The organism is Mesorhizobium sp. M0923, assembly GCF_040319365.1.
GTDB lineage: Bacteria > Pseudomonadota > Alphaproteobacteria > Rhizobiales > Rhizobiaceae > Mesorhizobium.
Genome location: NZ_JAMYNW010000004.1, coordinates 99,160 through 121,047, shown reverse-complemented (window position 1 = coordinate 121,047; position 21,888 = coordinate 99,160). Strand labels below are relative to the sequence as shown.

Here is a 21,888-nt window from a genome sequence, read left to right as displayed (position 1 = left end):
GTTGCGTTCCGCGGCCTTGGCTCTCGTCTTCGGGCCTGGGCCGCGCATGTAATGCTGTTCCGGCCGATAGCGTTCACCGACGAGCCGCCACCGCAGGCTGCGGGTCCAGTGCGTAAACACGGATTTGAACAGCCTCACCAATTTCTACCCTCGACTGTTCTGGCGCGACTTTTTTCCAATTTCGGGCTAAAATTTAGAACAAAGCAATCAATCTGTCTAACAACTTGCTCTTGTAATTCCAATCGGATTTGCTTCTTAATGCTGGCATGACTCTGGACCAATTGCGGATCTTCGTCGCCGTCGCCGAACGGGCGCACATGACCAAAGCGGCCGACTTGTTAGGCATTTCACAGTCGGCCGCGTCCGCCGCCATCCGCTCGCTCGAACAGCAGCACGGCGTGCAGTTGTTCAACCGAGTGGGCCGCAATATCGAGCTCGCCGAGACCGGACGCCGGTTCCTGCCGGAGGCCAAGGCGGTTCTCGAGCGGGCGGCGGCCGCCCACAACGTGCTGGAGCATGTCTCGCAGACGATATCAGGCAGTCTCTCGATCGCTGCCAGCCAGACCATCGCCAGCTATTGGCTGCCGCGCCGGCTCGCTTCTTTCCACGAAGCCTATCCTGCCGTCAGGCTGAGCGTGAGCATTGGCAACACCAGGCAGGTCGAGACCAATGTACTTGATGGCGCAGCCGATTTTGGCCTGGTCGAGGGGCGCACCGAATCCGACATTTTGCGGCGTGCCAAGGTCGATATCGATCGCATGATGCTGGTCGTGGCGCGCTCGCACCCTGAGATCGCGGAAGTTTCGCCTGGGCATCCCGACCTTGGCGGGCTTCGCTGGATCATTCGCGAAGGCGGGTCGGGCACGCGCGAGGCGCTGGAGGACCTTGCCCGACGCGACGGGATTTCGTTCGCGGACCTACAGATATTCCTGGTATTGCCGAGCAATGAGGCTATTCGCCAGGCGGTCGAGGCCGGCGCCGGCGCCAGCATCATTTCGGAACTCGTCGTCGCGCGCGCGGTCGCCGAAGGCAGTCTGCGTTCCGTGCCGATCGATCTGCCGAAGCGCGAATTTGCCATGATCACGCATCGCGACCGGCAGCCAAGCCTGGCCCAGATGGCGCTCAAGGCGCATCTCGGCGGCAAAGCTGAGAGAGCCGCGCCGCTTTAAGCCGATCAGGCGAACTTCCGCTGTGCGTCGAGCGCCAGCCCAAGCCCGACTGAGCCGAACACATCGCCTTCGATAACCGATGCCTGCGGCACCAGAGCCAGGATCTGCTGCCTGGCCAGCGGGATCGCGGTCGATCCGCCGGTCAGGAACACCGCCGTGATGTCGGAGGGCTTCACCTGCGCGTCGCGGACGGTCTGCTCGACGGTACCTGCAACGCGCTCAATATCCCGAGCGATAGTGGCTTCGAGACCTTCGCGCGTGATCTCTGCCGTGAACCTCACCTCCGGTAGCGCGACCTCGATACCGGCCGACGATCGATCCGTCAGCTCGATCTTGGCCCTTTCGACCAGCGCCGCCAGCGCGTGGCCGTAACGATGCTCGACGATGTGGATGAAGCGGTCGACCAGGTCTGCGCGCTCTGCCTCGTAGCGGATCTGGCGAAGATGCGTCATCGCCCTTGCGGTATAGACCAGGTTGATGCGCTGCCATGTCGCCAGGTCGATGAAGTAGCTCGCCGGCAGATTGCGCTTGCCATCCTTAGTCGACGTCAGATAGCCGAGCTGAGGCATCACAAGGGCGATGCTCAGCAGCCGATCGAAGTCGGTGCCGCCGATGTGGATGCCGCGGCTGGCCAGGATGTCGTCCTTGCGGTCGAGCGAGCGGGCGCGCTCGGGCGAGACCCGCACGATCGAGAAATCGGACGTGCCGCCGCCCATGTCGATGATCAGCGCCAGTTCCTCGCGCGTCACCTTCTGTTCGTAGTCGAGTGCCGCCGCGATCGGCTCGAATTGGAAGGCGATGTGCTTGAAGCCCTGAGCGCGAGCGGCATTTTCGAGTTCGTGCTCGGCCTCGGCGTCGGCCCCGGCGTCGTCGTCTACGAACTGTACCGGCCGTCCGATTACGACGCTTTCGACTGTGTCGAGGGCGTTTTCTTCGAGCTTCTTTTTCAGGTGGCCGACAAATAGGCTGACAATTTCCATGAAGCCGATCGAGCGCGCCTTGATGCGCGTCTTTTCGTGAGCGAGCGAGCTGCCGAGAACGCTCTTCAGCGAGCGCATCAGGCGGCCTTCGATACTGTCCGTATAGTTGGCGATGGCGCGTCGCCCGAAATAGGTGCGGTTGTCCTCGAAATTGAAGAACACCGCACTGGGCAGAGTGACTTGGCCGTCTTCCAAGGCCACCAGCCGCGGCTGCCCGTTCCTGACCACGCTCACGGTGGAATTCGAAGTGCCGAAGTCGATACCGGCAAATGCTGGTCGCATCGTGCGTTCCTATATTCTGATTTGGGGAGCAGCAGCTCGTGCCCGGTCGGACCGGGGATCGCGGTCTAGCCCATACCCTCGGAAAGGGAAACCACTTTTACGAGAGTTCAGTCTTTCCTGAAGACCAGTCTTCCGAGCCAGCCTGTCAGCATGGCCAGCGATACGGCAAAGACACCGTAGAGGAAGGAGTAGTCGTGGGCGACGCGGAAGATCGACTGTTCGAAACCGGACTTGCGGATTTCGAGCTGGGCGGAGCTTTCCTTGATGAACAGGCCGCTCTTGAACAGGAAGGCGCGCGCCTTGTGGGTGCCGACCGGAACGTTGGGAGCGAGCCTGACGGTGGCGCGGAACAGGTTCTGCGACAGGAACTGCACACCGCCGACATTCTCGCTGTAGAGGCCTGTTGCCGCCTTGCGCTCGCGCAGCGCGGCGGTGAACTCCTCGATTGTCGCCGGGCTGTCCTCGGCGTCGGCCGGCTGCAAATAGAGGTTGGAGGCGCCAAGCGACAGCTGCTTGTAGCTGTTCGGATCGGTGACGTCCTGCAGCGGCCGCGTCGTCGCCACAGAATAGGAGACAGGTACGTTTTCGAAGGTCTCCGACTCCAGATTGACCCAGACGCCGAGCACCCGGTCCTTGCGGCGCACGACGACCGGTCGGGCCGGGCCTTCCAGCACAACGATCACGTCGTAGCGCCCTTGCCGTGCGACAAGCGGATCGGCATTTTCCAGCGATCCGAAGATGGTCAGGTCGGCGCCGGAAAAGCCGGCGGTAATCGAGACATTGTCGGTGGAAAGGCCGATCTGGATGTTTTCGGTTAGTGGCGTCTGTGCCTTCGCCGCTGACGCCGCGGCCAGCAGCGACAGCAAGGCGGCGGCCGCGAGCGTCCTCAAGCCAGCCATCAGCTCAGGCCCACGCCGGACAGCGAATAGAGATTGGGAGGCGTGACGAAAAGATCGATGGCGAGCCGGATGGCGACCGCCAGCACAAGCAGCGCCAGCAGCGCCCTGAGTTGTTCGCCCCGCAGCCTCTGACCGGCCTTGGCGCCATATTGTGCGCCGGCGACGCCGCCTGCCATCAACAGGAAGGCGAGCATGACGTCGACCGTCTGGTTGGTGGTGGCGTGGACCAGCGTGGTGTAAGCCGAGGTGAAGATGATCTGGAACAGCGAGGTGCCGATGACGACGTTGGTCGGCACTTTCAAAAGGTAGATCAGGGCCGGCACCATGATGAAGCCGCCGCCGACGCCCATGATCGACGATAGGAAGCCAATCGCCGCGCCCAGCCCAAGCACCGGAATGACGCTGACGAAGAGCTTCGAGGCCCTGAACCGCATCTTCAGCGGCAGGCGGTGGATCCAGTTGTGCTGGCCGGATTTCTTCAACACCGGTGCGGCGCCGCTGCGGGTGACGCGCAGCGCATTGATACTCTCGACCAGCATCAGCCCGCCGACAGTGCCGAGCAGCACGACGTAGAGCAGCGAGATGAACAGATCGAGCTGGCCGAGTCGGCGCAGGAACGCAAAGACATAGATGCCGCCGGTCGAGCCGACGATGCCGCCGGCCAAAAGCACGCCGCCGAGCTTGAAGTCGAGCGTGCCGCGCTTCATGTGCGACAGGGCGCCGGAGAAGGAGGAAGCGATGACCTGGTTGGCGCCGGTGGCGACCGCAATCGCGGGCGGTATGTTGTAGAAGATCAGCAGCGGCGTGATGAGAAAGCCGCCGCCCACGCCGAACATGCCCGACAGGAAACCCACCGCTGCGCCCATGGCCAGCAGCACGAAGACGTTAACGGAAATTTCCGCGATCGGGAGATAGATGCCCACCCGTCAGTCTCGATCAGTTTGCCTCCTGGCGAATGCAACCGTTGCGGGCATTTTGCGTCAGAAGGCTATCTCGTTCTTGCGCCGGCCGGGCGGTGAAGTCAAACTTCGTCGCACCGCCGAAACAAAAAACAACTCAATCAGTTAACAGGCAAATCTGTGGCAAGGGCGTCGCGGAAACGACGCATCCGCCGTTATTTGCGCGCGAGCAACGCCTTGACCAGCTTTTCGTCGATCGCGCCGGTTGCCTTCATGTCGTTGTCGGTCTGGAAGGCCATGATCGCGTTCTTGGTTTTCCGGCCCATCATGCCGTCGGGATTGCCGGCCTCGTAGCCGTTCTTGTTGAGGATGCGCTGGATGTTCTGGACCGCTTTCTTCATGTCGATGCCGGCCGTCGTCTGCGGTGTGCCGTCCTGCCACGATTCAGGAATGTCGGCCGAATTGGCGGCTGGATCGAGCGGCTTGGCCTTCCACAGCTCGGCCGCGGCACGCGTACGCTCCAGCTGCTCGGGTCTCAGGGCTTTGGCGATCTCGTCGCGCTTGGCCGCCGCATCCTTGTCGCCGGTCTTGGCGACGAGCGCGAACCATTTGTAGCTCTCCTCGAGGTTCTGCTTCATGCCGACGCCCTTCGCCGCAAGGATGCCGAGATTGAACTGGCTGTCCTTGACGCCGAGGTCCGCCGCCGCCTGGAACCAGCGCGCTGCCGATTCATTGTCGGTCACGCCATCCGCCGCCATCGCAAACAGCACGGCCAGATTGTGCATGGCGCTGGCGTTGCCCTGCTCTGCGGCAAGCTGGTACCAGGTCTTCGCTTTTTTGATGTCGCGTGCGACGCCGATGCCCTTCTCGTAGAAATTGCCGATGCGGTATTCTGCCGGTGCGAAACCGAGATCGGCAGCTTTCTCGTACCATTTGGCCGCCGCTGCCATGTCTTCCTTGACGCCGCGCGACTCGGCGTAGCGCGAGCCGATCTCGAACAGTGCCTTGGCGTCGCCGCCGGCCGCTGCATCGCGCAGGGCGGCCGGACCGACACCGGCCGGAACCTCGATCTTGGCAACGCTTGCCGCGGCAGCATCTGCCGGCGGCACCGTGCCCGTCGTGTCCTGCGTCGCAGCTGTGGTGGTAGCAGGCGCGGCAGCCATTGGCTCGGCGTCGCTGGCCGTCGCCGCTGCCGGTGCGGGCACTGCGGCCGTGGCGTCTGGCGCCGCCATGTCAGGGGCTGCCGCGGGGGCTGTCGATGCCTCGGTTGCCGGTGTGGCGGGGCCGGTTTGCGCCGCCGTGTCGTCCTTGGTCGTCGCTGCGGACGGCTCTGCCTGCCTGACGATGGAGGACGGCGCGCTATCCTGCGCTGCCGTCTGCGCGTCCGCCTTCGGTTCGCTGGCAACGCTGGCCAATGCAGTCTCCACCGGCTGTGCGGCCACAGCCGGCGCCGCGTCATTGTTGGCGACTTCGACCGGATCGGAGAAGAAGGCTTTGCCCAGTTGCAGGCCGGCAAGCGCCAGCATGATGGCAATTGCCCCCATCAGGATCGGCTTGCGCCGCGCCTTGAGCAGGTCGCCTATCCTGAGCGCCTTGACCGGGCCTTTCATCGTCGACTGGCGCTTAAGGGCGTCCGCCTCGGCGGCCGCCGCTTGCGCAGCCCGTCTGGCTGCCGCGATGAAGTCCGATTTCGCCGCTTCGGCGCCGCCTTCGCGGGCCGGCTGCCCGCGCTCGTCGCGCACACGTTTCATGATGGCGCTGAGGTCGGGGGCGCCGGAGCCGGGTTCCAATGGCCGATTGGCGACCTTGGGGTCGAGCGGCTCGTCCAGATCGACGCTCGGTATTTCGACGCTCGACGCCGAGCCGGCAAGCGGCGGCATCTCGGCCTCCTTCTTGCCCTTCAAGGCGCGCGCCAGCCCGCCTAACATCGATTTCCTGCCGCCGCCGTGCTCGGTTTTTTCATGCGTCGTGTCTGAACCGAGGGCCGCCAGGGCGGCTGCCGCGGCCGCCTCGGCCGGCGTACGCGGACCTGGCTCGTCGCGCACGAGCGCCGCGGTGCGACCGTCCAGATCGGCCATGTTGCCCGTTAACGGCAGCGGCTGGTCGATGTCCATCGACGGTGCGTCCTGCACCGAGATCTTGGATGCCCGGCCGAAGCGTTTGCTCAACTCTGCGCTTGCCGGTTCGCCGGTCTCCAGTGAACCTAGCCTGTCAACAATCTTGAGCAGCGTGTCGTGGATAGCCTCGAACGTCCTTGAATTGCGCTCGTCCGAACGGCGCGTCAGCGCCTCGAGCGTCTTCAGGTCCTGGGCGAGGCCGGTAACGGCCGCCGTGTTGGCGCTTGATCCGGCCAGCGAGCGGACGGCGCTCTCGGCCGCCTCGCGCGCCGCGCCGAGGATGGAATCGCGGGTTCCGGCCAGCGACTTCTCGATCTCGTTGAGGCGCGGGCTGATGTCGTCGAATTCCGGCAGCGGCGTGCCGGGCTTGGAAAGATGCGCCGTCAGGCCCGCGACCTGCGCTTCGAGGCTGCGGATCAACGCCGGGTCGATGCTGGCGACCTGTGCCGCGGACGAATCCAGCCGGCTTGAAATGTCTTCGAGCCGGCTCTCCAGGCCGCGGATCGCCGCCTCGCTGGCGGGATCTGGAACGCGCGTCTCCATCCGCTTGGCCAGCGCGGTGAAGCGGGCGTCGATGGCATCCATGATGCCGGCGCTGTCGACCTGCGGCATGCGCTGATCCAGCCTGTCGGCGACTTCGTCCAACCGGCGCTCAAGGTCGCGAAACAGCATGTTGCCTTGTTCGATGGCGTCGCCCTGGCGACGTTCCATCATGCTGGACAGCACATCGAAGCGCTGCTCGAGCCCCTGGAAGATGTAGTCGGCGTCGGGCATGGCAGGTGCATGGTCGATCTTGTCGGCGATAAGCGCGACTTGCCTGGCAAGGCGCTCCATAGCTTGTTCCGGCAGATTGGCTCGGCCGGCCAGCTCATCCACGCGGCTCGACAATGTGTTGAGACGGTCGATGACCTCCCGGCCCGGACGATCCTGCGACACTTCTTCGATTTGCTGGGCCAGTGAATCGATCCGCTTCTCGATGCGTTCGAAGGGCTCGGGGTCGAACGAATTGGCTTGCGCGGCAACCGTCGAGGCGACGATCGCGCGGGAAATCTCGTCGAGCCGCTCGTCGATCTGACTGAATGTGTCGCTGCCGCGATTGTCCTGCTGGCGGGCGAAATGGTCGACCGCTCCGGCAAGCATGCGGACCTTTTCCTCCAGCGAGCGCAGCGACAGCGATTCCGGCAGATTGCTGACGGCATTGCTGATCTGTTCGAGCCGCTCGGTCAGCGCCGACAGGCCGGGCGCGTCGGAGCGCTTGCGCTGATCGGCGTCGACGCGGTCCTCGAAGGCGCTCCAGCGGCGGTCGAAATCGTCCCAGCGGCGGCCCACTGCCTGCACGCTCTCGTCGCGCGCCAGCGTATCGAGAGCTGCCTTGACCTGCTCAAGCTCGAGCCGCAACATATTGACGCTTCTGTCGTCGCTTTTTTCGGCCAGCGTCTGGATGGCGCCGGAAAGCCGCTCGAATTCGACGCCGAGTTCGGCGCTGCCCTTGCCGCCGCCATTTGACTGGTAGGCTCGCTCGATATTCTTGCGCAGTGCGTCGAACTCGCGTTGCAGGCCGGAGGTCATCTGCTGGCGAAGCTCTTCGCGCAGGCCGCGCAATTCGCCAGCGATCTTGCCGGCTAGGGCGACGCCGTCCTCCTGGCCGCGCACCCGGTCGATATCGCGGGCGATCGCCTGGTAGTTCTGGTCGACGGCCGCCGCTGGACCTTTCGGCCGCTGCGCGTCGCGTGGGTCCTCGTACCGGCGCTGCTGGCCATAGGGTTGGGCACTAGGATAGCGCGGTTCTGCCGCTGGTCGGCGTGGACCGGGATGGCTTGCAGTCTCCTCGCGCGTCCGCTCCAGTCGCTGCTCCAGCGTTTCCAGGGAACGGTTGAGCTCTTCAAGCGTCGTGTGCGGCCTGCGCTGCCTGCCGGCGTTGAGTGTATCGAGGTAGGACCGCTTGCTGTTCATCAATGCGCCCGTTTCAGAATTGCTGGCTTTCACCAGGTTCCCAAAGTCCTGCCGGGACGAACGCGACTGCTTGGCTTGTTGCAGTGGAAGACGAGCTTCCCGGGTCTTACCCGCGCTCCGAAAAACCGTGAAAAATTCAATACAGGATAAACACGGGTAACCGACATGCGCACATTTCGCCCCAACGTGGTAAACAACGCGTTAACCAAGCTTAAGAAGTTGCAACTTTGTCGACTGGCTGCGGACGGCGCCGGGTGTCTTTTTGGACGCACAAAAGACGCTGTAGAATTTTGATCAGCCGCATGATCGCTCCCGAAATCGGCCACGACTTTTAGGTTATCCACCGGCGCTGCGGCATAAAGTTCCAAGCCCAGAACGCTCTTGCGTCGTAAGGCGGCTATCGATATAGCATTGACGTAAACGTAAACGAGCGGATTACGCCGTTTGCGATTTGTTTGTTGAAACCACGAGTGGAAGCACGCCCCCGCTTTCACTCAGGCGACGCAAGGTCCGCGACCGCGACGCCACCAGACGGGGAAAGCCAGTGACCATGAAACTTATTTCGCCCGGCCAAGCCGCGGCCAATACCAACGATATGTCGAGCGAAGCCGGTGAAGAGCTTGTCCGCATCGGCGAAATGGCCAAGAAATACGGAGTGACGCTGCGCACGCTGCGTTTCTATGAGGACAAGGGTCTACTCAACCCGCAGCGTGACGGCTCAACCCGTCTCTATACACGCCGCGACAGGGCCCGGCTGAAACTGATCTTGCTCGGCCGCAAGGTCGGGTTCTCGCTGCGTGACGTCAAGCAGATGATGGACCTCTACGATCCGAACGGCTCCAACACCAAGCAGTTGCGGTTGGCGCTCGACAAGTCGGAGAAGCAGCTTGCCCGCCTGCAGAAGCAGCGGGCGTTGATCGATGACGCCATCAGCGAACTGAGTGCCTCGATGTCGACCGTCCGGCAAATGCTGATCGAGCGCTCGGCGCCGCAGGCCAGCGTGGCGAGCTAAACTAAACCTGCCGATTTCTGACGAATGAGAACCGCGCGGCTTTCGCCGCGCGGTTCTTCGTCGTTACCGTCCTTCGCCGTTTGCCGTCTTGGCGCGCGGGAGAAAATTTGCCCCATCGCAGAATTGACGTTTACGCAAACGTCAATATTTGTTATCTCGACCGCAACGTTGGTCCGTCTGCCATCCTCATATGCTGAGGCTGATTTCGGGGCCAAGACCGCATGGTGGAGGAAACGCATGCCGATCTACAGAGCGCCGATCCGGGACACGCTGTTCGTGCTGAACGAGGTGCTGGGCTATCAGCGCTATTCCAATCTTCCCGGATTTTCCGACGCGACGCCGGATGTGCTCGAGGCCATCCTTGCCGAGGGCGCGAAGCTCGCCGAAAACGTCATGCAGCCGCTCAACCGTGTCGGCGACGTGGAAGGTTGTGTGCGCCATGTCGACGGGTCGGTGACGACGCCAAAAGGCTTCAAGGAAGCCTTCGACCAGTATCGCGAAGGTGGCTGGATGGGGCTCGCCGCACCTGTCGAGTTTGGCGGGCAAGGCTTGCCCTATGCAGTGCATACTGCGGTTGCCGAATATATGGTGTCGGCCAATATGTCGCTGATGATGTATGCCGGACTGACGCAAGGTGCGATCGCTGCGATCATCACCCATGGCACCAAAGAGCAGAAGGCGACATGGTTGCCGAAGCTGGTCGAGGGCGCCTGGACCGGCACCATGAACCTGACCGAGCCGCACTGCGGAACCGATCTCGGCTTGCTGCGCACCAAGGCCGTTCCAAATGGCGACGGCACCTATAGGATCTCCGGCCAGAAGATATTCATCTCGGCCGGCGAGCATGACATGTCGGGAAACATCGTCCACCTCGTGCTGGCCCGTATCGAGGGCGCGCCGGATGGCGTGAAGGGCATCTCGCTGTTCATCGTGCCGAAGCTCAAGCTCGATGCATCAGGCAATCCGGGCGAGAAGAACACCGTCTCCTGTGGCTCGATCGAGGAGAAGATGGGTATCCATGGCAATTCGACCTGCGTCATGAATTACGACGACGCTGAAGGCACACTGCTCGGCGAGGCCAATGGCGGGCTGAAAGCCATGTTCACCATGATGAATGAGGCGCGGCTTGGCGTCGGCCTGCAGGGGCTCTCGCTGTCGGAAGTTGCCTACCAGAATGCGGTTTCCTACGCCAAGGATCGCCTGCAGGGCCGCTCGCTGTCGGGGCCGAAAGAACCGGACAGGAAGGCCGATCCGATCATCGTCCATCCGGACATCCGCCGCAGCCTGATGACCATGAAAGCTTTCAACGAGGCCGGTCGGGCGCTGGCGCTGTGGACGGCGATCAAGTCCGACATCGCTCACCGCTCCGGTGACGACAAGGACCGCCAGGCCGCCGACGACTACACCGGGCTGATGACGCCGGTGGTCAAGGGCGTGCTCACCGACAAGGGTTTCGATCATGCGGTAATGGCGCAGCAGGTGTTCGGAGGCCACGGCTATATAGAAGAGCACGGCATGAGCCAGTTCGTCCGCGATGCCCGCATCGCCATGATCTATGAGGGTGCCAACGGCATCCAGGCACTCGACCTCGTCGGCCGCAAGCTGGCCTTGAATGGCGGTCGCGCGGTGCAGGCGTTCTTTAGGGAAGTCGGCGAGTTCTGCGAGGAGAACCGCACCGACGAGAAGATGGCGCCCTTCACCAAGGCGCTGAAGAAGAGCCTCAACGATCTGCAGGCGGCGACGATGTGGCTGATGCAGAACGGCATGGCCAAGCCCGACAATGCCGGTGCCGCCTCGACCGACTACATGCATCTCTTCGGCCTGGTGGCGCTGGGCTATATGTGGGCGCAGATGGCCAGGGTGGCCGCAGCGAAATTGGCGAATGGCGCCGACGGCGCTTCGTCTTTCTACGACAACAAGCTGGTGACGGCGCGCTTCTTCGTGGAGCGGATCATGCCGGAGACGGCGGCGCACCTTGCCCGCATCTCCAGCGGCGCCGACACATTGATGGCGCTGCCGGCCGAAGCGTTCTAGGCTCCCCTCTTCCTCGCGAGGAGGGTGGCCGCGAAGCGGCCGGGAGAGGGCGCCACGGCAGCGCGCCAGCCTCAATTCTGGCGGCGTGCTTGGAAGGAGGATCAGAGAATAAACATGACCAGTCCCGCCGAAATCCTTGGCCTTCCAAAACCCGCCTGGGCGGCGGACGAGGTCGGCATGCTTTATGACATGGCGCACCGCTTCATGTCGGAAGAGATCGCGCCGCGTTACGACGAGTTCGAGAAGAACGAGATGGTCGACCGCGAAAGCTGGCTGAAGGCGGGTGCGGCCGGCCTGCTCTGCGCCTCGATGCCGGAGGAATATGGCGGCTCGGGCGGCAGCTTCGCGCATGAGAGCGCCATCATCGAGGCGATCGCCCATGTCGGCGTCGACGGGTTCGGCATTGGCCTGCACAATTCGATCGTCGCCCCCTACATCCTCCATTACGGCTCGGACGAGCAGAAGAAGAAATGGCTGCCGAGGCTGGCGACCGGCGAACTGATCGGCGCCATCGCCATGACCGAGCCGGGTGCGGGCTCCGACCTGCAGGGCGTCAAGACGCGCGCCGAAAAGGACGGCAACCAGTACAAGCTCAACGGCTCGAAGACCTTTATCACCAACGGCCAGCTCGCTAACTTCATCATCGTCGTCACCAAGACCGATCCGCAGAAGGGTGCCAAGGGCATCTCGCTGATCGTCGTCGAGACCGACGAGGTGGAGGGCTTCGAGCGCGGCCGCAACCTCGACAAGATCGGCCTCAAGGCCAACGACACGTCGGAACTGTTCTTCAACGACGTGCGTGTGCCGACCTCGAACCTGCTTGGCAACGAGGAAGGCCAGGGCTTCGTCCAGCTGATGCAGCAATTGCCGCAGGAGCGGCTGCAGATCGGCACCACTGCTATCGCCATGGTCGAGCGGGCGCTGGCTCTTACCATCGACTACGTCAAGGAGCGCAAGGCCTTCGGCAAGGCCATCATCGAATTCCAGAACACCCAGTTCAAGCTGGCCGAATTGAAGACCGAGGCGACCATTGGGCGCGTCTTCTACAATGACTGCGTTGCCCGCCACATTAACGGCGGCCTCGACCCGGTGACGGCCTCGATGGCCAAATACTGGCTGTCAGACCTGCAGGGAAAAGTCGTCGACGAATGCCTTCAATTGCATGGCGGCTATGGCTACATGAATGAATATCCGATTGCGCGCATGTTCCGCGACGCCCGCGTCCAGCGCATCTACGGCGGAACCAACGAGATCATGAAATTGCTGATCGGGCGCTCTCTCTGAGCGACTTTCAGCAAAGCCAAGGAGCAGGAAAATGGCCGAAGCTTACGTCTATGATGCCGTGCGCACGCCGCGCGGCAGGGGCAAGAAGGATGGCTCGCTGCACGAAGTGCCGGCGGTGCGGCTCGGCGCCAAGGTGCTCGAGGCGATCCGCGACCGCAACGGGCTGGACACCGGCACCGTCGACGACATCATCTTCGGCTGTGTCGATCCGGTTGGCGAGGCGGGTGCAGTCATTCCACGTGCCGCTGCTTTCGAGGCCGGCTACGACACCAAGGCGCCTGGCATGCAGATATCGCGCTTCTGCGCCTCGGGCCTCGACGCCATCAATTTCGGCGCCGCCAAGATCGCGCAAGGCGCCGACGAGATCGTGATTGCCGGTGGCGTCGAATCGATGTCGCGGGTCGGCATGGGCGCCTCCGGCGGCGCCTGGTTCATGGATCCTTCGGTCGGCCTGCCCGGCTGGTTCGTGCCGCAAGGCATATCGGCCGACCTGATCGCCACCAAATACGGGTTTTCGCGCGACGACGTCGATGCCTACGCGGTCGAAAGCCAGAAGCGTGCCGCCAAGGCGTGGGGCGAGGGCCGCTTCAAGAATTCGGTGATCTCGGTCAAGGACCAGAACGGCCTGACCATTCTCGATCACGACGAGCACATGCGGCCTTCGACCGACATGCAGTCGCTGGCCGCGCTCAACCCGTCCTTCGTCATGCCCGGCGAAATGGGCGGCTTCGACGCCGTCGCGGTGCAGAAGCATCCCGAGGTGGAAGAGGTCAACCACGTCCACCATGCCGGAAATTCGTCCGGCATCGTCGATGGCGCGGCGGCCGTGCTGCTCGGCTCGAAAAAGGCGGGAAAGACGCTCGACCTCAAGCCGCGCGCGCGTATCCGCGCCTTTGCCAACATCGGCTCCGAACCGGTGCTGATGCTGACCGGTCCGGTCGACGTCACCGAAAAGCTGTTGAGGCGGGCGAAGATGAAGCTGTCGGACATCGACCTGTTCGAGCTTAACGAGGCCTTCGCTTCGGTGGTGCTGCGCTACATGCAGGCTTTCGACATTCCTCATGACCGGATCAACGTCAATGGCGGCGCCATCGCCATGGGCCATCCGCTGGGCGCCACCGGTGCGATGATCTTCGGTACGGTGCTGGACGAATTGGAACGCCGCGACCTGAACACCGCGCTGGTGACGCTTTGCATCGGCGCCGGCATGGGCACCGCAACGATCATCGAACGCGTCTGACGGAGAGAGATGATGAGCTATACCAATTTCACCCTCGACACCGACGCCGACGGCATTGCTTTGGTCACCTGGGACATGCCGGACCGTTCGATGAACGTCTTCACCCAAGAGGTGATGCTCGAGCTGAACGTCATCGTCGACAAGGTGGCGACCGATGCAGCGATCAAGGCGGCGGTCATTACCTCCGGCAAGGATACGTTCTCGGGCGGCGCCGACATCACCATGCTGCAGAAGATGCTGGCGACCTTCGCCGCCGACAAGGCAAAGGACCCAGAGAAGGCGACCAAGGCGCTGTTCGACAATGCGGGCTATATGAACGGCCTGTTCCGTAAGCTGGAAACCTCGGGTAAGCCGTGGGTGTCGGCGATCAACGGCACCTGCATGGGCGGCGCGTTCGAATTGTCGCTCGCCTGCCATGGCCGTGTCGCGGCCGATTCCGACAAAGTGAGGATGGCACTTCCCGAAGTGAAGATCGGCATTTTCCCCGGCGCCGGCGGAACCCAGCGCGTGCCGCGGCTGACCGACCAGCAGCAGGCGCTGCAAATGCTGACCTCCGGCCAGACGCTGTCGCCGCAGAAGGCCAAGTCGATGGGCCTGATCCATGAGATTGCCGAGCCGGACAAGCTGGTCGAAACCGCCAAGGCGATGATCAGGAACGGCTTGAAACCGGTGGCGCCCTGGGACGAAAAAGGCTTCAAGCTGCCCGGCGCTCCGATCTATTCGGTGGCCGGTGCCAATCTGTGGCCGCCGGCCATCGCCATCCTGCGCCGCGAGACCTATGGCAACTATCCCGCCGCTGCCGCCATCCTGAAATGCGTTTACGAGGGCTTGCTGGTGCCGTTCGACACCGCCTTGCGGATCGAGCAGCGCTATTTCACCGAGATCATGCAGACCAGGGAAGCGGCAGCGATGATCCGCTCGTTGTTCGTGTCGCTCCAGGAACTGAACAAGGGCGCGCGCCGCCCGGCCGGTGTGCCGGAAATGAGGTTCAAGAAGATCGGCGTGCTCGGCGCCGGCTTCATGGGCGCCGGCATTGCCTATGTGACGGCTAAGGCCGGCATTCCGGTGGTGCTGCTCGACCGTGACATGGAGTCTGCCGCCAAGGGCAAGGCGCATTCCGACAACCTTATCTCGGATCAGGTGAAGAAGGGCCGTGCCAAGCCACAGGACAAGGACCAGTTGCTGACGCTGATCACGCCGACGGCCGATTACGCCGATCTCGCCGGCTGCGATCTTGTCGTCGAGGCGGTATTCGAGGATTCGGCCGTAAAGAAGGGCGCCACCGAACAGGCCGAGGCTGTGCTCAAGCCTTCGGCGACCTTCGCCTCGAATACGTCCACCATACCGATTACATCGCTGGCCAGGAATTCGGCGCGGCCAAAGAATTTCATCGGCATCCACTTCTTCTCGCCGGTCGACAAGATGATGCTGGTCGAGATCATCCTCGGCAAGAAGACCGGCGACAAAGCGCTGGCCACCGCGATCGACTTTGTCCGCGCCATCAAGAAAACCCCGATTGTCGTCAACGATACGCGCGGTTTCTATGTCAATCGCTGCGTACTGCGCTACATGTCGGAAGCCTACAAGATGCTGATCGAAGGTGTTCCGGCGCCGATGATCGAGAATGCGGCGAAAGCCGCCGGCATGCCGGTCGGTCCTCTGGCGTTGACCGACGAGACCGCGATCGACCTTGCCCAGAAGATCATGAAGCAGACGATGCGCGATCTCGGCGACAAGGCGGTCGACCCGAAGCAGATGGCGCTGATCAGCACGATGGTCGACACACACGGTCGCTTGGGTCGCAAGAACAGCAAGGGCTTCTACGACTATCCGGCAAAACCTGCCAAGAAGAAGCTGTGGCCAGGCCTCAGGGACCTCTACCCGCAACTGGCGCCGGAGAGGGTCGATTATGAGGAGCTGAAGCAGCGGCTGCTGGTCACCATCGCGCTTGAGGCGGCACGGGTGATGGAGGAGGGCATCGTTACCGATCCACGCGAGGCCGATGTCGGCTCGATCCTGGCCTTCGGCTTCGCGCCCTACACAGGCGGTGCACTGTCCTACATCGACGGCATCGGCGCGAAGAAATTCGTCAAGATCGCCAAGCGCCTGCAGAAGAAATACGGCGCCGAGTTCAGGGCGCCGAAGCTGCTGCTCGACATGGCCGAGAAGGGCGAGACCTTCTATGAGCGTTTCGATCCCTATGACAGGAACGAGGCCAAGGAGGCAGCGTGACGCCGTCTTCGGCGGTGGACAAGATGGCGGCCAAGAGGTAGAACAGGGAAGGTATTTTTTCCTGTTTCGAAGGAGAGCAAGGTGCTCTCGCATGACCGCGTTTGGGCCGCCATCGACGCTCTCGCCGAGCGTTATTCGCTTTCGGCCTCCGGGCTGGCCAGGCGCGCTGGCCTCGACTCGACGGCCTTCAACAAATCGAAGCGGCTGTCCTCGGATGGGCGGCCGCGCTGGCCGTCGACCGAATCGCTGGCCAAGATCATCGAGGCGACCGGCGCCTCGCTGGATGAATTTGCGGGGCTGGTCGAAGGCCGGGGTAATTCCGGCGCACTGCCCGTGCAGAAATCGTCGGTGCCGCTGCTCGGCTTCGCCCAGGCGGGCGCCGGTGGCTTCTTCGACGACGCCGGGTTTCCGGCGGGGCAGGGATGGGACCTGATCGAGCTGCCGGCACGGGCAACCGAAACCTCCTATGCGTTGAAGGTCCAGGGCGATTCCATGCTGCCGCTTTACCGCAATGGCGATGTCCTGATCGTCGAGCCGGGGGCTATCATACGAAAGGGCGATCGCGTCGTCGTCAAGACCAATGCCGGCGAGGTGATGGCCAAGGTGCTCGACCGCCAGACACCGAAGTCGATCGCGCTGGTCTCCCTCAATCCCGATCATCCGGACCGCGACATCCCCATGCGTGATGTCGAATGGGTGGCGCGGATTGTCTGGGCAAGCCAGTAGGCGCGGGGCCGGTGCGTCTGCCTCACCTTGCCTTGGCCGTTCTGGCGATTCCGGCGATGGCCACGGCAATTGTCGCTGGCGGCCGCGCCGTCCAGAACCAAAGCGGCGGCCCTGGCGAGCAAATTCAGGTCAGCGCTGAACCCCAGCCCGCCGCGCCGGCTACGTCGGCCATCTCGAAACCAGAGGCGGCCAAGCAGGCTACGCATTCAAGGGCAATCGATCCGGAAATCGTGGTGCCGCCGCAGCTCGGTTCCGACGAGCTTGAACGGATTGAGCCGCGCGCACCGTTGAGCGATCTGGCATTGGCCGGACTGCCCAGGCCGCCAAAAACGAAAATGCCTGACGACTGGAAAGGCACGAAACTGTTCCAGCCGGTCGCGCCGGCCGCCGGGGTCATCGAGGCAAAGGGCTATTCGATTGCGGTTTCCGGCATCGACATCGTCAAGCAGGACGAGACTTGCACCGACGGCGGCAAGTCTTGGAGTTGCGGCATCCGGGCGCGAACTGCCTTCCGCGCTTTTCTGCGCGGTCGTGCGGTGGTCTGTGCCGTGCCGCCCGAAGGCGGCCGTGACCTGATCGACGCCGAGTGCCGGATCGGCAATCAGGATATCGGCCAATGGTTGGTCGAAAACGGCTGGGCGCGCGCCGCCAAGGGCGGCGCTTACATAGAAGCCGGCGAGAAGGCGCGTGCAGCGAAAAAGGGCGTCTTCGGGCCGGCGCCGAGCGTCTCAGGCCTGCCGCCGCTCCCGGCTGCGTCGCGATCCGCGCCTGTGGCGCCGGGCTCGATCCTGGAGGAGCAGGACAGCGTCCTCAAGCCGCCAGCTGACCAGCAAGCGCCCGTCGAATGAGCTCACGCGTTTCGGCAATGCCGTAGAGTGCGGCGAAGGAACCGAAGCGCGGCCCGCGTTCCTGACCTATCAGCACCTGATAAATCATCTGGAAGAAGGCGACGGAGACGCCGGGTCCACCCTCAGGGCTCTGCTTGGAACGATCCTGGTAGCGCTCGATCTTGCGCGCGACATTGAGGGCGGCGTTCTGGATCGCCTCGCCGGCGGCGTCAGCGGGCAGCGCGGCGAGCGCTTCCGAAAGTTTGGTCAGCGCCTCGCGCTCGACCGCGTCGGCGGCACGGTACACCTTAGCCGGCTTCACGAAATCGTCGAAATAGCGGATCGCATATTCGGTCAGCCGGTCGAGTTCGGGGTGAGTTGCCGGCGTCACACCCGGTGCGTGGCGCGAAATGAAGCCCCACAGCACGTCCCTGTTCTGCGCATTCGAGGCGCTGACCAGGTTGAGCAGCAGCGCGAACGACACCGGCAGGTCGATGATAGGCGGATTGCCGTCATGCATGTGCCAGACCGGATTGCCCAGCCGTTCTTTCCAATCCTGCTTCTGATAAGCAGAGAGGAACGTGTAATATTCGTCTACCGCCTTCGGGATGACGTCGAAATAAAGCTTCTTCGCGGTTCGCGGGCGCTGGAACATATAAAGGCTAAGGCTCTCGGTCGGCGCATAAGTCAGCCACTCGTCGATGGTTAGCCCATTGCCCTTCGACTTCGAGATCTTCTGGCCGTGCTCGTCGAGGAACAGCTCATAATTGAAGCCCTCCGGCGCTGGAGCATCGAGCGCACGGCAAATCTGCCCGGCGAGCTTGACGGAATCGATCAGATCCTTGCCGGACATCTCGTAATCGACGCCGAGTGCTGCCCAGCGCATCGCCCAGTCTGGCTTCCATTGCAGCTTGGCATGACCGCCGGTCACCGGCGTCTCGAAGCGCTCGCCGGTGTCCGGGTCGCGCCACACGATGGTGCCGGCGTCGAGCTTGCGCTCATCGATCGCGACTTGCATGACGATGCCGGTCTTGGGATGGATCGGCAGGAAGGGCGAATAGCTCTGCGCCCGCTCTTCACGCAGCGACGGCAGCATAATTGCCATCACCTTATCGAAGCGCTCGAGCATCTTGAGCAGCGTCGCGTCGAAGCGGCCGGAAGTATAATAGTCGGTCGAGGAAGCGAATTCGTAATCGAAGCCGAAACGGTCGAGGAAGGCGCGCAACCGTGCGTTATTGGCGGCGCCGAAGGACGGATACTCATTGGAGAAAGGGTCCGGTATCCTGGTCAGCGGCTTGCCGAGATACGCGCGCAGCATGTCCTTGTTAGGCACATTGTCCGGCACCTTGCGCAATCCGTCCATGTCATCGGAGAAGCACAGCAGCCGCGTCTTGACCTTGTCTTCGGTCAGCACGCGGAAGGCGTGGCACACCATAGATGTGCGCGCCACCTCGCCGAAAGTGCCGATATGCGGCAGCCCCGACGGGCCGTAGCCGGTCTCGAACAGCACCGTTTCCGGGTAGCCGCTGCTCGCGTAGCGGGCGACGATCTTTTTCGCTTCCTCGAACGGCCACGCCTTGCTTTCGGCGGCCGCGGTGAGGACTTCCGGGCTGAGATCGATCGGCTGTTGTCCGGCCATGATGCTATTTCCTGCAGCTTTGCCGGCATCCGTGCCGGCAGCCGCATGCTCTAGACTATGATCCCGAAAAGTGGAACCCGGTTTCCGGGCAGGACCGTGATCAGGCAAGAAGATATGAGCCCCGTCCCATTTAATCGGTATGGATCAGGCTTCAGGGCCTGACCGGAGCGTCAACGATCGCGGCTCTTTTTCCTTGCGGCGCCGGTCCCTCGTTCCTAACTTCGGGACCCGTCTCAAGGAGTTGTAAATGCCATTGTCGCCACACGAAGCCATGATCTACCTGATGGTCATCACCTCGGCGTCAGACCGCGACATGACCGATGTCGAACTGGCGCGGATCGGCGACGTCGTTCGATCCTGGCCGGTGTTTGAGGATTTCAATCAGGAGCGGCTGGTCGAGGTCGCCCAGGCCTGCCAGAAAATGCTGCAAGAAAAGGACGGGCTGGAGGGCGTCCTGGCGCGCGTCGCCGAGGCGCTGCCCGACCGCCTGCGTGACACCGCCTATGCCGCTGCCTTCGAGGTCGCGGCCGTCGATCTCGAAATGCGACTGGAGGAGGTGCGCGTGCTGCAGCTCGTCCGCCGGGAACTCGACCTCGATGCGCTGACGGTCGCCGCCATCGCGCGAGCCGCCAAGGCCCGCCTTCGCACGCTGACCTGAGCCAGCAGCCAAGCTCAGAAAAAGCTGACCGGAAAATAGCGCAGATAGAACTCGGCGAACGTGCCTTTCACCGAAATTTCCTGCAGCGCATAGTCGAAAGCGGCGGCCAGGGCCGGATCGTCGGCCCTGGTGGCGATCGCCATGCCCGAGCCGAGATATTCGGGCGCCAGATAGGGGCCGCCGGCAAAGCGGCAGCAGCCCGCCGCATCCGAACCGCCGAGCCAGAACGCAAAACGCATGCCATCGCCGAAGGCGGCGTCGATCTTGCCGGCTTTCAGCTCGCCATAAAGCTCCTCCGGCTTTGCGAAGGGGACGATTTGGACGTCGCCGAAATAATCGCGCAGCATCCGCTCATGCCCGGAGCCGGCGATCACGCCGACACGCTTGCTGCGCAGCTTGTCGAACATTGGTTCCGTCAGCGCCTGTGTCTTCGGCACGACGAAGCGTGCCGGAAATTGCAGGTAGGAGCGTGAAAACGCGTATTTCGACCGCGATTCCGGCGTGGCGGCGATTCCGGCAATGATCGCTTCGCCTTCGCCTTTCCGCAGCGCGCCTTCGAGCTCGGCCCAGGGCAGCGCCTGGATCTGGCATTTTTCGGCAATGCCGAGCTCGGCGCAGATGGCGCGCGCCAGGTCCACATGGAAGCCGGACAGTCGGCCTGCCCCGTCGAGAAAGTTGAAGGGCGGGAAATCGGTGGTGGTCAGGAATCGCAGCCGCGGCAGCATCGAAAGGTCCGGCTTTGGCAGCCGCACCTTGGCGTCCCAAAACACCGGCACCTGCGGCCCCGCAGCGCGCGCAGCACCCGCAAGCGATTGCACTCCGATCAGCATCGAGATCAATGAAATGGATATGCACCGAAACGCCACGCGACGACTCCGTCCAGTCTTGCCCCGGCTTTCGTACGAAATAACACAGGTTCTTGTACGAAAATAACTCAGGCACAACGGTTTTTGGTTTCATCATGGCAATTTAGGGATATTGTTTAGTGAGTTTGCAAGTGACTGTATGATGCCGGCTCAAGAGGAGCGGTGGGGCGTACAGAGGGAGCAGCTTTGCAGTCCGGGGTTGATGGCGTAGTGCGGGTTGATCACTGCCATTGGTCTCAAGCGCGGAAGGCAACATGGGGTAGATGTTGCGATGGGTCATTTCGATCGTACCCTGGAGTTGATAGATCAGTTGCAGCACGCCGGCACAGCGGCCGCCGTCTGCGAAAAGCTGCTGGGGGTAACAAGCGGGTTCGGGCTGACGGCGCTGATGGCCGGGACGGTTCCGCAACCTGGAACGCCGAAAAATCAGCAAAAGAACCATGTGCTGCTTTGCGACTGGCCGGCTGAATGGCTTGAGCGCTACGTCGCACGCAACTACGTCGATCACGATCCCGTCGTCAGCCACATGAAGCAGCTTCAGGCGCCGTTCCAGTGGCGGGAAGCGTCTCAGGGCATCCGCATCGGCAAGAGCGGCGGCGAGGTGATGGGCGACGCCGGTGAATTCAAGCTGCGCGACGGGTTGGCCTTCCCGCTGATCACGCTCGATGGCCAGATCGTCATGGTGTCGCTGGGCGGCGAGGCTGTCGAATTGTCGGGCGCCGAGTTCGGGTTGGTCTCGTTGGTTTCGACTTATGCGATTGGCCGCGCCATGCAGCTCCACACCATGGCGGGCAAAACCATCGACCATGTCGAATTGACGCCGCGTGAGCGCGAATGCCTGCAATGGGCCGCCGTTGGCAAGTCCGAATGGGAGATTTCCCAAATTCTCGGCATTTCGGAACACACGTCAGAGAAACACCTTCTTAACGCCAAAAGCAAACTCGGTGCCGTCAACCGGGTCCAAGCCGTCGCGGAAGCGATAAGGCGCGGCTATATTAACTAGGTCGGCCGCGCCGGCCTAGAAATTCTTGCCTACGTGATCGCGCAATTTTCTCGGGGGAGCACGGCCGT

At 62.8% G+C, this 21,888-nt stretch carries 16 protein-coding genes; 10 read left to right on the top strand and 6 right to left on the bottom strand.

Translation table 11 applies throughout. The annotated features are described in order from the left end of the window. The first annotated feature begins 266 nt into the window (after nt 1–266). Nucleotides 267–1,169: a LysR substrate-binding domain-containing protein gene (locus tag NKH89_RS08635; RefSeq protein ID WP_023719518.1), complete on the top strand. Its 903-nt coding sequence runs from the start codon at nt 267–269 to the stop codon at nt 1,167–1,169. 5 nt (nt 1,170–1,174) lie between these two features. Here the strand turns inward: NKH89_RS08635 and NKH89_RS08630 are convergent, their stop codons facing one another. From NKH89_RS08630 to NKH89_RS08615, 4 genes are all read right to left on the bottom strand, one after another. Next, the gene (locus NKH89_RS08630) at nt 1,175–2,431 is read right to left on the bottom strand and encodes an Hsp70 family protein (protein WP_352846957.1); all 1,257 of its coding nucleotides are present in this window, start codon (nt 2,429–2,431) and stop codon (nt 1,175–1,177) included. A gap of 107 nt (nt 2,432–2,538) precedes the next feature. Further along, on the bottom strand, nt 2,539–3,330 hold the full coding sequence (locus NKH89_RS08625) for a TIGR02186 family protein (protein WP_023719516.1): 792 nt from the start codon (nt 3,328–3,330) through the stop codon (nt 2,539–2,541). Further along, nucleotides 3,330–4,253 (bottom strand): sulfite exporter TauE/SafE family protein, encoded by a 924-nt coding sequence (locus tag NKH89_RS08620; RefSeq protein ID WP_023719515.1) that lies wholly within the window; start codon nt 4,251–4,253, stop codon nt 3,330–3,332. The genes NKH89_RS08625 and NKH89_RS08620 overlap by 1 nt, the downstream gene beginning before the upstream one ends. 191 nt (nt 4,254–4,444) lie before the next feature. Further along, nucleotides 4,445–8,299, bottom strand: a complete 3,855-nt coding sequence (locus NKH89_RS08615) for a peptidoglycan-binding protein (RefSeq protein WP_352549131.1) — start codon at nt 8,297–8,299, stop codon at nt 4,445–4,447. Between the two features lie 550 nt (nt 8,300–8,849). Here NKH89_RS08615 and NKH89_RS08610 point away from each other — a divergent pair. From NKH89_RS08610 to NKH89_RS08580, 7 genes are all read left to right on the top strand, one after another. Further along, the gene (locus NKH89_RS08610) at nt 8,850–9,311 is read left to right on the top strand and encodes a MerR family transcriptional regulator (RefSeq protein WP_023719513.1); all 462 of its coding nucleotides are present in this window, start codon (nt 8,850–8,852) and stop codon (nt 9,309–9,311) included. Between the two features lie 237 nt (nt 9,312–9,548). Next, entirely contained in the window at nt 9,549–11,345 is a 1,797-nt protein-coding gene (locus tag NKH89_RS08605; protein ID WP_352482491.1) for an acyl-CoA dehydrogenase, read from the top strand. Between the two features lie 114 nt (nt 11,346–11,459). After that, nucleotides 11,460–12,629: an acyl-CoA dehydrogenase family protein gene (locus NKH89_RS08600; protein WP_023719511.1), complete on the top strand. Its 1,170-nt coding sequence runs from the start codon at nt 11,460–11,462 to the stop codon at nt 12,627–12,629. A gap of 31 nt (nt 12,630–12,660) precedes the next feature. Continuing rightward, nucleotides 12,661–13,869 carry an acetyl-CoA C-acetyltransferase gene (locus tag NKH89_RS08595; RefSeq protein WP_352547915.1) on the top strand — a complete coding sequence of 403 codons (1,209 nt, stop codon included), beginning with the start codon at nt 12,661–12,663 and terminating at the stop codon, nt 13,867–13,869. A gap of 12 nt (nt 13,870–13,881) precedes the next feature. Then, a complete protein-coding gene (locus tag NKH89_RS08590; RefSeq protein WP_352856694.1) occupies nt 13,882–16,101 on the top strand; it encodes a 3-hydroxyacyl-CoA dehydrogenase NAD-binding domain-containing protein in 2,220 nt (739 codons plus the stop codon). An 81-nt stretch (nt 16,102–16,182) separates the two neighbouring features. Next, nucleotides 16,183–16,827, top strand: a complete 645-nt coding sequence (locus NKH89_RS08585) for a S24 family peptidase (RefSeq protein ID WP_023719508.1) — start codon at nt 16,183–16,185, stop codon at nt 16,825–16,827. Nucleotides 16,828–16,838: 11 nt separating this feature from the next. Then, complete coding sequence (locus tag NKH89_RS08580; RefSeq protein WP_352908598.1) at nt 16,839–17,675, top strand: thermonuclease family protein; 837 nt, start codon at nt 16,839–16,841, stop codon at nt 17,673–17,675. Here the strand turns inward: NKH89_RS08580 and NKH89_RS08575 are convergent. After that, nucleotides 17,638–19,293, bottom strand: coding sequence for a lysine--tRNA ligase (locus NKH89_RS08575; RefSeq protein WP_352482488.1), 1,656 nt, complete (start codon nt 19,291–19,293; stop codon nt 17,638–17,640). The genes NKH89_RS08580 and NKH89_RS08575 overlap by 38 nt on opposite strands. Nucleotides 19,294–19,540: 247 nt before the next feature. Here NKH89_RS08575 and NKH89_RS08570 point away from each other — a divergent pair, with 247 nt between their 5' ends. After that, a complete protein-coding gene (locus tag NKH89_RS08570; protein ID WP_023719505.1) occupies nt 19,541–19,951 on the top strand; it encodes a tellurite resistance TerB family protein in 411 nt (136 codons plus the stop codon). A gap of 14 nt (nt 19,952–19,965) precedes the next feature. Here NKH89_RS08570 and NKH89_RS08565 read toward each other — a convergent pair whose 3' ends face one another. Next, nucleotides 19,966–20,817 carry an ABC transporter substrate-binding protein gene (locus tag NKH89_RS08565; protein WP_352908597.1) on the bottom strand — a complete coding sequence of 284 codons (852 nt, stop codon included), beginning with the start codon at nt 20,815–20,817 and terminating at the stop codon, nt 19,966–19,968. A gap of 271 nt (nt 20,818–21,088) precedes the next feature. Between NKH89_RS08565 and NKH89_RS08560 the strand changes: the two genes are divergently transcribed. Further along, complete coding sequence (locus NKH89_RS08560) at nt 21,089–21,820, top strand: helix-turn-helix transcriptional regulator (RefSeq protein WP_352482485.1); 732 nt, start codon at nt 21,089–21,091, stop codon at nt 21,818–21,820. Nucleotides 21,821–21,888 lie beyond the last annotated feature (68 nt).